At 55.9% G+C, this 11462-nt stretch carries 18 protein-coding genes; 8 read left to right on the plus strand and 10 right to left on the minus strand.

What is annotated here, in order from left to right; genetic code table 11:
• The first annotated feature begins 103 nt into the window (after positions 1-103).
• A complete protein-coding gene (locus GS630_RS11610) occupies positions 104-1462 on the plus strand; it encodes an MATE family efflux transporter (RefSeq protein ID WP_245223058.1) in 1359 nt (452 codons plus the stop codon).
• On the opposite strand, the gene GS630_RS11615 is transcribed toward GS630_RS11610, so the two are convergent.
• Both GS630_RS11615 and GS630_RS11620 read right to left on the minus strand, forming a co-directional pair.
• Positions 1459-1860, minus strand: coding sequence for a hypothetical protein (locus GS630_RS11615; RefSeq protein ID WP_171619805.1), 402 nt, complete (start codon positions 1858-1860; stop codon positions 1459-1461). The genes GS630_RS11610 and GS630_RS11615 overlap by 4 nt on opposite strands.
• 2 nt (positions 1861-1862) lie before the next feature.
• On the minus strand, positions 1863-3065 hold the full coding sequence (locus GS630_RS11620; protein WP_171177429.1) for a pyridoxal phosphate-dependent aminotransferase: 1203 nt from the start codon (positions 3063-3065) through the stop codon (positions 1863-1865).
• Positions 3066-3157: 92 nt separating this feature from the next.
• Here GS630_RS11620 and GS630_RS11625 point away from each other — a divergent pair, with 92 nt between their 5' ends.
• The 3 genes from GS630_RS11625 to GS630_RS11635 all read left to right on the plus strand — a co-directional run bounded on the left by GS630_RS11625 (position 3158) and on the right by GS630_RS11635 (position 4380).
• Positions 3158-3550 carry a helix-turn-helix transcriptional regulator gene (locus GS630_RS11625; protein WP_171177427.1) on the plus strand — a complete coding sequence of 131 codons (393 nt, stop codon included), beginning with the start codon at positions 3158-3160 and terminating at the stop codon, positions 3548-3550.
• Entirely contained in the window at positions 3547-3804 is a 258-nt protein-coding gene (locus GS630_RS11630) for a succinate dehydrogenase assembly factor 2 (RefSeq protein WP_171236801.1), read from the plus strand. The genes GS630_RS11625 and GS630_RS11630 overlap by 4 nt, the downstream gene beginning before the upstream one ends.
• 78 nt (positions 3805-3882) lie before the next feature.
• Positions 3883-4380, plus strand: a complete 498-nt coding sequence (locus GS630_RS11635) for a MarR family winged helix-turn-helix transcriptional regulator (protein ID WP_171177423.1) — start codon at positions 3883-3885, stop codon at positions 4378-4380.
• Here GS630_RS11635 and GS630_RS11640 read toward each other — a convergent pair.
• The 3 genes from GS630_RS11640 to GS630_RS11650 are packed head-to-tail and all read right to left on the minus strand — an operon-like array spanning position 4374 to position 6216.
• Positions 4374-5093: a DUF1194 domain-containing protein gene (locus GS630_RS11640; RefSeq protein ID WP_171177420.1), complete on the minus strand. Its 720-nt coding sequence runs from the start codon at positions 5091-5093 to the stop codon at positions 4374-4376. The genes GS630_RS11635 and GS630_RS11640 overlap by 7 nt on opposite strands.
• A complete protein-coding gene (locus tag GS630_RS11645; RefSeq protein WP_171177418.1) occupies positions 5090-5791 on the minus strand; it encodes a DUF1194 domain-containing protein in 702 nt (233 codons plus the stop codon). Before GS630_RS11645 ends, GS630_RS11640 begins: the two co-directional genes overlap by 4 nt.
• Complete coding sequence (locus GS630_RS11650; protein ID WP_171177416.1) at positions 5788-6216, minus strand: VOC family protein; 429 nt, start codon at positions 6214-6216, stop codon at positions 5788-5790. The genes GS630_RS11645 and GS630_RS11650 overlap by 4 nt, the downstream gene beginning before the upstream one ends.
• A gap of 176 nt (positions 6217-6392) precedes the next feature.
• On the opposite strand from GS630_RS11650, the gene thyX reads away from it, so the two are divergent.
• A complete protein-coding gene (thyX, locus tag GS630_RS11655; protein ID WP_171177413.1) occupies positions 6393-7301 on the plus strand; it encodes an FAD-dependent thymidylate synthase in 909 nt (302 codons plus the stop codon).
• Between the two features lie 237 nt (positions 7302-7538).
• A complete protein-coding gene (locus tag GS630_RS22515) occupies positions 7539-7667 on the plus strand; it encodes a hypothetical protein (protein WP_256368730.1) in 129 nt (42 codons plus the stop codon).
• An 84-nt stretch (positions 7668-7751) separates the two neighbouring features.
• On the opposite strand, the gene GS630_RS11665 is transcribed toward GS630_RS22515, so the two are convergent.
• Positions 7752-7958 (minus strand): cold-shock protein, encoded by a 207-nt coding sequence (locus tag GS630_RS11665; protein ID WP_008758035.1) that lies wholly within the window; start codon positions 7956-7958, stop codon positions 7752-7754.
• A gap of 214 nt (positions 7959-8172) precedes the next feature.
• Between GS630_RS11665 and GS630_RS11670 the strand changes: the two genes are divergently transcribed.
• Together GS630_RS11670 and GS630_RS11675 are read left to right on the plus strand one after the other, a co-directional pair.
• Entirely contained in the window at positions 8173-8490 is a 318-nt protein-coding gene (locus tag GS630_RS11670) for an ArsC/Spx/MgsR family protein (protein WP_171177409.1), read from the plus strand.
• Positions 8491-8531: 41 nt separating this feature from the next.
• Positions 8532-8900, plus strand: coding sequence for a hypothetical protein (locus GS630_RS11675; RefSeq protein WP_171177407.1), 369 nt, complete (start codon positions 8532-8534; stop codon positions 8898-8900).
• Between the two features lies 1 nt (position 8901).
• Here GS630_RS11675 and GS630_RS11680 read toward each other — a convergent pair whose 3' ends face one another.
• From GS630_RS11680 to GS630_RS11695, 4 genes are all read right to left on the minus strand, one after another.
• Positions 8902-9420, minus strand: coding sequence for a DoxX family protein (locus GS630_RS11680; RefSeq protein ID WP_171177405.1), 519 nt, complete (start codon positions 9418-9420; stop codon positions 8902-8904).
• Positions 9417-10178 carry a DNA-binding domain-containing protein gene (locus GS630_RS11685; RefSeq protein ID WP_171619807.1) on the minus strand — a complete coding sequence of 254 codons (762 nt, stop codon included), beginning with the start codon at positions 10176-10178 and terminating at the stop codon, positions 9417-9419. The genes GS630_RS11680 and GS630_RS11685 overlap by 4 nt, the downstream gene beginning before the upstream one ends.
• Positions 10175-11032 (minus strand): DUF692 family multinuclear iron-containing protein, encoded by an 858-nt coding sequence (locus GS630_RS11690; protein ID WP_171619809.1) that lies wholly within the window; start codon positions 11030-11032, stop codon positions 10175-10177. The genes GS630_RS11685 and GS630_RS11690 overlap by 4 nt, the downstream gene beginning before the upstream one ends.
• Before the next feature lie 72 nt (positions 11033-11104).
• Positions 11105-11407: a DUF2282 domain-containing protein gene (locus tag GS630_RS11695; RefSeq protein WP_171177392.1), complete on the minus strand. Its 303-nt coding sequence runs from the start codon at positions 11405-11407 to the stop codon at positions 11105-11107.
• Between the last annotated feature and the right edge of the window lie 55 nt (positions 11408-11462).

Here is an 11462-nt window from a genome sequence, read left to right on the forward strand (position 1 = left end):
TTTTAATGGTGAGGCGGGCGCTATAGTCTCATAGTGAAATTTTATTGATCCGCTCTTGTCCCGCGCCAAGCCCGCGCATATGGCTGGTGCAATGACAAAAGTGATGACATACCCCGCCCATTTTCGGGCGATTGCCGTGCTTGGCTTGCCGCTGGTCGGTGGTCATCTGGCGCAGTTTGCCATCGGTTTGACCGATACCATCATGCTGGGTTGGTACGGGGTCGAGGCACTTGCTGCGGTCACGTTGGCCAGCAGCTATTACTTTGTGCTGTTTTTGTTTGGGGCCGGGTTCGGCTGGGCGGTCATGCCAATGGTTGCCACCGCTGCGGCGGAAGGGGACGAAACCAGCATCCGCCGCTCAACCCGCATGGGTCTTTGGCTGTCTTTGCTGTACGCAATAGTGGTCATGCCGTTGCTGTGGTGGTCTTATCCAATCCTGATCGCCATGAAGCAGGAGCCGCAGGTTGCTGAAACAGCATCCGAGTATTTGCGCGTAGCTGGTTGGGGGTTGTTTCCGGCCCTTATCGTGATGGTGCTCAAATCCTACCTTGCGGCCTTGGAGCGAACGCAGATCGTGCTGTGGATCACAGTCGCGGCGGCATTTGTGAACGCGGTGACCAACTATGCGCTGATCTTCGGCAATTGGGGGGCACCGGAATTGGGTGTGATGGGTGCAGCAATCGCCTCAATCGCGACGCAGGTCGTTTCGCTAATCGCTGTTGTCATCTACGTTGTTCGAACACTGCCGGAACACAGCCTTTTTCAGCGTTTCTGGCGACCGGATTGGGAGATGTTCGCCAGTGTATGGAAGCTTGGGGTCCCGATTGGCCTGACCACGTTGGCCGAGGTGTCGCTGTTTGCAACATCGGCTGTGATGATGGGTTGGTTGGGGCAGGTTCCGCTGGCGGCGCATGGGATCGCGCTGAACCTCGCGTCGGCCACTTTCATGGTGCATCTGGGGTTGTCAAATGCGGCCACCATCCGGGCCGGAAATGCGCTTGGACGTCGGGATCGGGCGCATCTGGAGAAAGGCGCAATTGCGGTGACGGGCATGTCGCTGGTTATGTCTGTTTTCACAGTCATCCTGTTTCTGACCTGTGCTGAACCATTGATTTCCCTGTTCATGGAGGCGGATGATCCCCAGCGTGGACAAATCCTGGCCATTGGAACCGGGTTGTTGGCAATGGCAGCTTTGTTTCAACTGGTCGATGGGGCGCAGGTCATTGCGCTGGGCCTGCTGCGCGGGTTGCAGGATGCCAAGATTCCCATGGTCATGGCAGCGCTCAGCTATTGGGTCGTTGGAATCCCGGCGTCGTACTATTTTGGTTTTGTCCGTCAGATGGACGGCATCGGTGTCTGGCTTGGGCTGGTGCTCGGTCTGGCCTTCGCAGCCGTGTTGTTGATGGCCCGGTTCTGGATGCACTCGGTTCGTCAAATGCCCGCAGCGGCTGAGCCAGCTTAATCCTTGCTCAGCCGGTCTGCCTTTTTACGAACCAGGACGGTGCGCAGGTCATGCATTGCCATAAGCAACCTGTCAGTCACGTCTTCCAATTGCGCGTCAGTTGCCTTGGACTGAGCCCATTGTGTGGTCAGGTTCAGGTAGTCCACGGCGCGGTGTATGTCGTCGATATCGCGCTGGGCCAACAAGGCCTGGCGCTCTTGCATCCACCGGTCGATTTCAGCGTGATCCTGGTCTGAAAGTGTTCGCTGTCCTTGCGGTTTGACGTCGCCATTTCGGATATTGATGACCGCAATCTGGTCCATCTCAATTCGACGTTGGCGATTTTCCGTATCGACCCGAAACACTGCAGCCCCGTTTTCACGGATGCGAAAGTAATATTCGGGAAGATCGGCAGACATGGTCACCTCAAGGAAGCACAGAAACGCTGAATGCGGCTGCAAGCCTCGGTCAGCGCCGCATCGGACGTAGCGTAGCTGACCCGGAAATTTGGCGAAAGACCAAAGGCAGCGCCGAAGACAATGGCAACATCTGCCTCTTCCAACAGGGCAGTAGCAAAAGCTTCGTCCGTGTCGATGACCGTTCCGGCAGGAGTTGTTTTACCAATCAGCCCGGCGATTGAGGGATAAACATAAAACGCACCCTCCGGCGTCGGGCAGGTGATGCCGTCGATCTCGTTCAGCATCCGCACGACAAGATCGCGGCGGCGTTTAAACATCTCGTTATTTGGGGCCAGAAATTCCTGCGTGCCGTTCAACGCCTCAACCGCTGCCCATTGGCTGACCGTACAGGGGTTCGACGTGGATTGAGACTGGATTTTGCGCATCGCCGCGATGATCTCGACCGGACCTGCGGCATAGCCGATGCGCCAACCCGTCATCGCATACGCTTTGGAAACCCCGTTGCAGGTGAGCGTCCGGTCATACAGGCGGGGCTCCACTTCGGCGGGGGTGCAGAATTCAAACCCGTCATAAGCAAGGTGCTCATACATATCGTCCGACATGATCCAGACATGGGGATGGCGCATCAAAACATCTGTCAGCTCTTTCAGCTCTTCACGGCTATAGCCCGCACCGGTGGGGTTCGATGGAGAGTTAAAGATAAACCATTTGGTTTTTGGCGTGATCGCTGCTTCAAGCTGATCGGCAGTCAGTTTGAAATTGGTTTGCAGCGACGTTTCCGCAATCACCGGCGTACCACCCGCCAGCAAGACCATATCTGGATAGCTGACCCAGTAAGGGGCGGGGATTACGACCTCATCACCCTCATTCATCGTGGCCATCAGAGCGTTGTACAGCGTCTGCTTGCCACCGGTGCCTACCGAGATTTGCGCAGGCGCATAGTCCAGCCCATGATCACGCTTCATCTTGGCGCAAGCTGCCTGTTTCAGCTCGGGGATACCGTCGGGTGCGGTGTACTTGGTCTTTCCTGCTGCGATGGCCGCAACGGCTGCGTCTTTTATGTTCTGTGGCGTGTCGAAATCTGGCTCACCCGCGCTGAGGCCGATAACGTCTCGCCCGGCGGCCTTCAATTCGGCTGCTTTTGCCGTCATGGCGATGGTGGGCGATGGTTTGACGCGTGACAGTGTCGCAGACAGGAAACTCATAGTCGGCCTCGGTTTGTATGTTCAACCCGACTGTCATAGGGTGCGCCTGAAAGACGTTCAAGTTGTATAGAAACTCTGAATTGGAGACCCAAGTGACTGATGAAAACGACTGGTATGGTCCGGATTCTGCGACATTTGGGGATCGCCTGGCAGGGGCGCGCGAAGCTGCGGGCATGACACAGGTGCAATTGGCGCGTCGACTTGGGGTAAAAAAGGCAACTGTTTCCGATTGGGAAAACGATCTGTCCGAGCCTCGGGCGAACCGCTTGTCGATGATGGCCGGGATGGTCAACGTGTCGATCATGTGGCTTCTGACCGGTGAAGGCGAAGGCATGGATGCTCCGGTCGAAGAAGGTGAAGGCGGCATGGAGTTGTCTACCGCAGTCGCTGAGTTGCGCGCCATTCGCGGGGAAATGCGCGCCTGCGCCGAGCGTGCGGCGCGGCTTGAGAAGAAAATGCGCCTGATGTTGGAGCAGAAGCATTGAGCGAACCCCGGGAGGTGCGGATCAAGCGTATGAAAATGCGCTCGATGCGGCGTGGAATCAAGGAAATGGATATTATCCTGTCGGCCTATGCAGATCGCAATCTCGCCGACATGGACGACGCTGGGTTGGATGTCTTTGACGCGCTGCTTCATGAAAACGATCAGGATCTTTATCAATGGGTGACAGGGCAGGTGCCGCCGCCTCAAAAGTTCGCAGATCTTGTGTCGAACATCGCGCAAACTTTTCAGAAGTAAGGGACATTCCAACTTAACTGAATTTTCGGACTTTCCATTCATCGTGTCCCAAACAGCACGACTGAATCGGAGGGTCGGATGAGTATGGAAATGCAGGTCTCCGGACCGGGAACCAAGGGCTTTATGACCAGCTATCTTGAGGCGCTGGCCCTTGTGGAACGGTTGCACAGGTTGCTGTTGGACGTCATCAAGGATGAGTTTGAGCGCGTCGGCGTATTGGAAATCAACGCTGTACAGGCGCTGCTGTTGTTCAACATTGGTGATCATGAAGTCACGGCGGGTGAATTGAAAAGCCGCGGCTACTATCAAGGCAGCAATGTCAGCTACAACCTTAAGAAACTGGTTGAGATGGGATATATGCACCACCAACGGTGTGAGATCGACCGCCGATCCGTGCGCGTGCGCCTGACGCCGCGTGGCAGGGAAATCCGCGATATCGTTTCCGATCTGTTTGCGCGCCATGCCGAAGGTCTTCAGGGCAGGGGGGTGCTGGAACTGGAAGGGATTGAAGACATCACGACATCGCTACGCCGCGTCGAACGGTACTGGACCGACCAAATCAGGTATATCTACTGATCAGGGCTGGCTTCGGACAGAACGAGACTGTCTAGTTCTCGGATCAGTTTGCGGGTCATGGCCTCTGCGTAGGCCTCAAACCCGAGGGCGACTTCAACGAACGCGTTTGGACCGGATATAACCCACGTATTGTAGTAAGCCGACAGTTCTCCAACTTGCACATAGCGCCTGTCACCTGAACTTGGATCATCCGCACCAATAACAAGCCCATTGATCGTAACACCGCTGTCGCGCAAGGCTGTTCGCACATCTCGCGGATGAGGTCCGAGGTTGTGTTTGCCGTCACCGGATAAATCCAGGGTGCGCCGCCAGCATGTTCTTTGCTGGTTCAGCAGGTCCACCCCAAACACCATAGCAGCGCCCACTGCCGTCCCTTGGGCCGTCGCCTTTCGCGAGGTTTGGATGAGGCGCTGGCTGATTGCATTCAGATCGGCAGCGGTTTGAATTTCGGTCCAGTTCAGTAGCATCCTCTCATGCCCTGGTTCCGTCCATTCAAAAATCGCCAACCGCATGGATGTTGAACCGTTCGCCAGCATCAGTTGGCTTACTTCGGGATCGCGCAGAGCAGCAGCCAAACCTTCGACCTGCAACCTGTATTCACCGCTATCGACAGATGCCGACACATCCAGACCCAAAGCCAAGGCATGCCGGCATTGTGCAAGGGCGGGCTCTGAAAACAGGCAAAACAGAATGACCAGCAGGCGCGCCGTCATTGGTCGTCGACCTGTACTGAACCAATTTGCAGCCCGCTCAGTTCCCGCTCCAGTTTTCTACGCATCGCGCGTTCGAAGTCTTCAAAGCCTTGTGCGACTTCCAGAAAGGCGCCCGGGCCATGCAGGACGTTGTTTTCGAAAAAAGGGATGAGAAAAAGTTCCCCTTCGAAATCAGCGGCGTTTATCACCAGGCCATTGACGACGATGTCATGGTCAAAGAACCGTTGATACGCGATTTGGGGTCCATAGCCGTCATTGTTGGACCCGTCTCCTGACAGATCTATGGTGTGAAATAGACAGGGAGGCGCGCTTTGGAATAGTTCTGCCCCGAACCGCAAAGCGTGCCCCATGGCCGTTGCCAAGCCTTCATTGGACCGGATCGACTGACTTATCCGGGTCGCCGCAGCCGCAAGATCTCTGTGATTTTCGATCAAGTGCCAGTCGAGGATAACGTGCTGGGTACTTTGCCCGCTCCATTCATAGACGGCCAATGCAACAGGTAGAGGAGATGAGAAGAAAGCTTCTTGCACTTCAGGTGCCAGAAGTGCCGCAGCCAGTCCCTGTCGCTGCAAAATGTCTTCCGCGTCGTCGACCGAAACTGAAATGTCCATCGCCAGGGCCAGTGCCAAACGGCACTGCTCGGCCTGGATTGGGCTGGTCACAAGGGCCAGCCCCAGTGTTATGACCCACCTGATCACCAGTGGCCAGTGCTCTCCATGCTGGCCCAGGGCTCGGCCGGCTCAAGCGCGTCGCCATTTTGCAGCAACTCAACCGAGATGTTGTCAGGTGAACGGACAAACGCCATGCGCCCATCGCGAGGAGGGCGATTGATGGTCACGCCATTGTTCTGCAAATGCTGGCACACTTCGTAGATGTTATCGACACCATAAGCCAAGTGTCCAAAATGACGGCTGTCGCTGGGCAGGTCATCATCGCCATCCCAGTTGTACGTCAGCTCAATCGGAGCGTCTTCCTGGCCGGGAGGGGCCATGAAAATCAATGAGAACCGCCCCGCTTCGCTGTCATACCGACGCGTTTCCTTGAGACCCAAAAGCTCATAAAACGCTATGGATTTTTCCAGATCCTTCACCCGGACCATAGTGTGCAGATATGTCAGCGCCATTGCGGCCATCCTTTTTCGATTAGTTTTGCCAGCAACTTAGCGCACTGGTTTGATGTGTCGAGAGCGCCCTGCGACCGAAATCAAAAATTGCGCAGGTTGCGGCATATATCGCGGTTCCGATGCTGCGATTAGCGAGATATAGTAGAAGGCGACTCATTGCCAGAAAGGAAGATTTCATGCCGCTGTCCGCCGACCACCAGGCCGAGATCGAAGCGCAACGCGCCCAATCGCATCCAACACGTCGCGTCGTTTCAGCGGGAATGGAAGACCATTTGTACACCGCTCATCAGGTTCTGGACCACGGCTTTGTCCGCGTGATCGACTATATGGGCGATGACGCAGCGATCTGTCAGGCAGCCCGTGTTTCTTACGGCAAAGGCACCAAATCGGTTCAGAACGACGAAGGACTGATCCGGTATTTGATGCGGCACTGGCATTCGACCCCGTTCGAAATGTGCGAGGTCAAACTGCATGTAAAACTGCCCGTTTTCGTGGCGCGTCAGTGGATTCGGCATCGCACGGCCAATGTGAACGAATACTCAGCGCGTTATTCGATTCTGGATCGCGAGTTTTATATCCCTGCACCCGAACATGTGGCAGCACAGTCTGAGGTGAACAATCAGGGTCGCGGATCAGCGTTGGAAGGCGAAGAAGCCGCCCGTGTCCTGGAAATCCTGAAAGCTGACAGCACCCGCTGCTACGACAATTACGAGGCCATGATCAGCCAGGATGGGCAACAGGGTCTGGCGCGTGAACTGGCCCGGATGAACCTTCCTGCGAATATCTACACACAGTGGTATTGGAAGGTCGACTTGCACAATCTGTTCCATTTCCTGCGTCTGCGTGCGGACCCTCATGCGCAATACGAAATCCGCGTATATGCGGATGCGATGTGCAAGATCGTCGCCGACTGGGTGCCGTTTGCTTACAAAGCGTTCGAGGATTACCGGTTGGGCGCAGTCAACCTTTCCGCGCAGATGGTGGAGAGCCTTCGGAACATGTTGGCTGGCGAGACGGTCACGCAAGAAAACTCTGGCATGACTGCCCGTGAATGGCGCGAGTTCGAAGCGATCATTCGTAAGTAATGCGCATTAACGCATAGCACTTGTCTATACATTGTGTCATGGAATCGTTACGTTGGTTCCATGACCCATGTTTTTAAAACTGCTTTTTGTTTGGTCTTTGGCCTAGCTTTGCCAGCGCAGTCTCAGTCTCCTATCGCTGAAATTCTCTGTGAGCCGACGCCCCGGTTGCACCAGAAATTAAAAGGCCAATTTGCGTCCAAGCGCGTGGCCACTGGCGTTCGTGGACCTGAACAAATCATGGAAGTTTGGTCAAACCAGCGCGGCGATTGGACGATGGTAGTGACCTATGCGACCGGCACGTCCTGCATCGTTGCCATGGGCGACAACTGGTTTTCTCACGACAGGTCAAAGCCCGCGCGAGGGTAATGGAACAATTCCGGTGGGGGGCGGGTGACGGCCGGAAATTGGCCGTCATCCTGAAATTTTTCACTCCGCGCGAGGCGGGTGGCGTTACAACGGCTTCAAATCAGCTGCCATTTGGCGGCCGTCGCGTCCGTCCTGCAACTCGTATGAGACTTTTTGATTGTCTGCGAGTCCGGTGAGGCCGGACCGTTCTACGGCCGAGATATGAACAAACACATCCTTGCCCCCCTCATCAGGGGCAATAAACCCATAGCCTTTCGTGGTATTGAACCATTTCACGGTGCCGGTTGGCATGTCCCGTGTCTCCTTCTACTTACGCATTGTCCCACAAATTGGTGGGGGCTGTGGTTGGCGTCATCGTAAACCCAACTGTTTCGCGTTTGCAGAACAGTCCAATTTACATGTTTCACCTTTTTCAACATTGCACGGTGAAGTAAAAAATCAAGAATAACTGCCAAAAACGGGCGTGATTGCCTAAAATCGAAGCACGAGCGGGAGTATCAAAAAGATGAAGCTTTATGGGTTAAAGACTTGCGACACGTGTCGTAAGGCTCTGAAATCGTTGCCAGATGCAGAGCTTGTTGATGTCCGGCAGGATGGTGTTCCGGGCTCTGTGCTGTCGCAAGCTTTTGTCGAGTTCGGCAATGCTCTGCTCAATACCAGGTCAACCACTTGGCGCGGTTTGGACCAGAGCCAGCGCGAAAAAGCACCGATGGAGCTGCTAAAAGAACACCCGACGTTGATGAAGCGCCCGTTGATCGAGAAGGACGGTAAGCTTCTGTTGGGCTGGACCGCTGAAACCCGCACCCAGCTTGGCATTTCCTAAATGGGTGCTTATTTGCCCAAGATCAGAAGTGAGGATTTTCAATGCGCAATGCCGCAATGATTTTGGGCGTTATTGCCGGGCTGATCGGTATGATCGTCGGTTTTTTCGGGTATGCCAAAGTGGTTGTCGTCGACCATGTTGGCGAGATTGATGGGGTTTTAAGCCAGGTCGATAACCCTGGCCTGATCCAGGCCCTTTCGATTATCGCGCCCTTGCTGGCGATTGCCGGAGGGGCAATGGCGCCTGCGCGAGCTCTGATTGGTGGGGTTTTGCTGCTGATTTCAGCCGGTACTATGTACTATGCGTTTGGGTTTGGTGTCTTCACCATGTTCCCGATCGCATTCGCCAGCGTTGCGGGCTTCCTTGGGCTGGCGGCAGGAAAACCGGACCAGCCCAAAGCACATTTCTAGATCATTTCAGGCGCAGGAGACGGTCCAGCGAAAGCGGTCCTGCGCCGTTGATCACAATGACCAGCATCAGGAAGGTCCACAATGTGCGCTGATCCATGATAGAGGGAGCCGCGTCGAACAGGCTGCCCAGTTTCACGCCGTGGCCGGTGACGTCAACCAGGGTTTGCACCCATATGAATCCAATCATTCCCAACGCGGCAAGGCGTGTGAAAAGCCCAACCAGCAGCAGGGCAGGCAGAACAAATTCAGCGACTGTTCCGAAGAAAATGACGATACGCTGGAAGAATGTCATCTGCGAAACATCCCACAGCACCGCTTCCGCAGCCTTGGGGAAAATCTGGCCGAAGGCTCCGCTGGATGGCGAAAAGATCGAACCGTCGATCTTCAGCATGGCTGAGTTCCAGTAGTAAACCAACAGAACTGCAATGAAGACCAGCCGGGCAAGTGTCGGAGTCAGCCAGTTGGACGCATTGTCCACCTTCTCAAGAGCAGAGTTGTGAAGTGAGATCAGGGCAGTCATGTCTTCGGCCTTTCGATAGTCACGGAAGTTACAGCACCGCCCTGCAAAAGCAGTGCCAGAGTGGTTCCCAGGTCAAACTCGGGTGCCTCGGCAGCGGCTTTTTCGAACGCTGCACCGATTGTGTCCCCGTTTTGCATATGGCCAATCCAGTCGGCCCCGCCTGACGGCAGCAAATGAGGATCAGGATCGTATTTAGGGCGCGTGATCAGTACGTCCTCGGCGCGCGCCTGAGGTTTTGGCGCGTCGGCTTCGGAGTTGAAACGCCAGATCGAATGAATCGGCCAGTCCGATCGGATCACGTGCATGGCTGGGGCAAATTGCAATCGCGCCTGCATCACCTGTTCAGGATCAACTGCCAATGCATCTGCGGGTGCAGGTTGACTGTCTGCCGCGTGGTAGGACCGGCGCAAGGCCAATTCCAACCGGGCAATGTCGGGCAAGTATCCAAGATGGGCAAGCTGCTGCATTCCGGCCAGAAAACCAGGAAATGCCTCGCCATAGAACATCATGAGCGGAGATGACGGGGGATGTTGGCGCAGGAATATCCCGGCCAATCCGTCCATGTTCTGCGGGCCCAACAGCTTGGTGATAACGGGGAAGGCCTGATGCATTGCTTCGGTCAGGGAAACCGCGACGTTGTTGCGGTACACACTAAACCTGCGGCCCGCCGGTTGCGCCTCAGCGTCTAGCAACCCATCTGGAACCGGCGTGGACGCATCCATCATGGCGGCGCGAAACTCGGACTGGGACACGCTCATGCCGGTACCTTGTCCAGTGCGGCCTGAGCGCGAACCGCTTCCTCGCGCAAAACCGGCCAGTCGGGAACATCGGTGTCCCATTCGACCAGCAGCGGCTTGGGACCGGATTGTTCAAGGACGTAGTCTAGCAAGGCCCAAACCGGATCAACGACCTCGCGCCCATGACTGTCAATCAAAAGCGGATGGCCGTGGTCGTCTTCATCTTCGTCATGGCCGCCCAGATGGATTTCGCCCACTTTCTCAAGCGGATAGGCGTCGATGTAACCTTGCGGCGAGAAGTCCAGATTAGTGGCAGAGACAAAGACGTTGTTCACGTCCAGCAACAGGCCGCAACCAGTGCGTTGGGCAATCTCGCGCAGGAAATCGGGCTCGGACCAAGTGCTTTCTTCAAAAGCCAGATAGCTGGATGGGTTTTCAAGCAGCATCTGTTGACCAACGGTGTCCTGCACCTGATCGATGTGCTCGCAGACCCGTGTCAGCGTCTCGTCCGTGTAGGGAAGCGGCAAGAGGTCGTTGTAAAAGTGGCTGTCATGGGTGGACCAGGCCAGATGTTCGGAAAAACTGGCGGGCTTCAGCCAGCCGACCAGATGTTTCAGGCGGGCCAGATGTTCGGGATCCAATGGGCCATCGCCACCGATGGACAGGCCAACGCCATGGACCGAGATCGGAAAGTGTTCTGAAAGGTGGCGCAGTTGCGCCAAGGGGCGTCCGCCATCGCCCATGTAGTTTTCGGCATGGATTTCCAGCCATGAAACGGGCTGTGCATGGTCAAGTATCTGAGCGAAGTGTTGCGGCTTGTACCCCACGCCCGGTGCAGCGGGCAGGCGGTTCGAGCGGAGCGCATCATCCAACATGGGTCAGTTCCTTGATCACGAAAGGGAAGGGGCGGGCGAACTGGCCCGCCCCCTTGATCCGTTTGGTCGACCTTATGCCGGCAGGTCGCGGTCCTGGGCTTCCAGTGAACCTTTGCGCGGTGTGCCGTCTGCCTGTGCCGGAAGTTCGATATCCGCGCAGGTGCCAGCGTCAACCAGCGTCCATGCGTTGCCTTGATAGTCAACGGTCGAGGTGCCCGCACATGTAGTGCCGGGGCCTGCTGCGCAGTCGTTCTGACCGGCCAAAGACACGCCATAGCACTTTTCTTTGGCTTGTGCGGTTGCTGTGGTTGCAGCACCCGATACGGCGGCTGCGACTGCGGTTGCGATAACCAGGGATTTAGCTGTGTTCGACATCTCGGTGATCCTCTTGATGACTGGGTATGTCTGCTTGTGACACTGACAAAACTAG

Source organism: Ruegeria sp. HKCCD7303 (genome assembly GCF_013111185.1).
Taxonomy (GTDB): Bacteria; Pseudomonadota; Alphaproteobacteria; order Rhodobacterales; family Rhodobacteraceae; genus Ruegeria.

Bases quoted from the DNA above. Each gene is read 5' to 3' on its own strand.
- GS630_RS11610 (WP_245223058.1), top strand. From the start codon at position 104: ATGACATACCCCGCCCATTTTCGGGCGATTGCCGTGCTTGGCTTGCCG.
- GS630_RS11615 (WP_171619805.1), bottom strand. From the start codon at position 1,860: ATGTCTGCCGATCTTCCCGAATATTACTTTCGCATCCGTGAAAACGGG.
- GS630_RS11620 (WP_171177429.1), bottom strand. From the start codon at position 3,065: ATGAGTTTCCTGTCTGCGACACTGTCACGCGTCAAACCATCGCCCACC.
- GS630_RS11635 (WP_171177423.1), top strand. From the start codon at position 3,883: ATGAGTATGGAAATGCAGGTCTCCGGACCGGGAACCAAGGGCTTTATG.
- GS630_RS11640 (WP_171177420.1), bottom strand. From the start codon at position 5,093: ATGACGGCGCGCCTGCTGGTCATTCTGTTTTGCCTGTTTTCAGAGCCC.
- GS630_RS11650 (WP_171177416.1), bottom strand. From the start codon at position 6,216: ATGGCGCTGACATATCTGCACACTATGGTCCGGGTGAAGGATCTGGAA.
- thyX (WP_171177413.1), top strand. From the start codon at position 6,393: ATGCCGCTGTCCGCCGACCACCAGGCCGAGATCGAAGCGCAACGCGCC.
- GS630_RS22515 (WP_256368730.1), top strand. From the start codon at position 7,539: ATGGAAGTTTGGTCAAACCAGCGCGGCGATTGGACGATGGTAGTGACC.
- GS630_RS11665 (WP_008758035.1), bottom strand. From the start codon at position 7,958: ATGCCAACCGGCACCGTGAAATGGTTCAATACCACGAAAGGCTATGGG.
- GS630_RS11670 (WP_171177409.1), top strand. From the start codon at position 8,173: ATGAAGCTTTATGGGTTAAAGACTTGCGACACGTGTCGTAAGGCTCTG.
- GS630_RS11675 (WP_171177407.1), top strand. From the start codon at position 8,532: ATGCGCAATGCCGCAATGATTTTGGGCGTTATTGCCGGGCTGATCGGT.
- GS630_RS11680 (WP_171177405.1), bottom strand. From the start codon at position 9,420: ATGACTGCCCTGATCTCACTTCACAACTCTGCTCTTGAGAAGGTGGAC.
- GS630_RS11685 (WP_171619807.1), bottom strand. From the start codon at position 10,178: ATGAGCGTGTCCCAGTCCGAGTTTCGCGCCGCCATGATGGATGCGTCC.
- GS630_RS11690 (WP_171619809.1), bottom strand. From the start codon at position 11,032: ATGTTGGATGATGCGCTCCGCTCGAACCGCCTGCCCGCTGCACCGGGC.
- GS630_RS11695 (WP_171177392.1), bottom strand. From the start codon at position 11,407: ATGTCGAACACAGCTAAATCCCTGGTTATCGCAACCGCAGTCGCAGCC.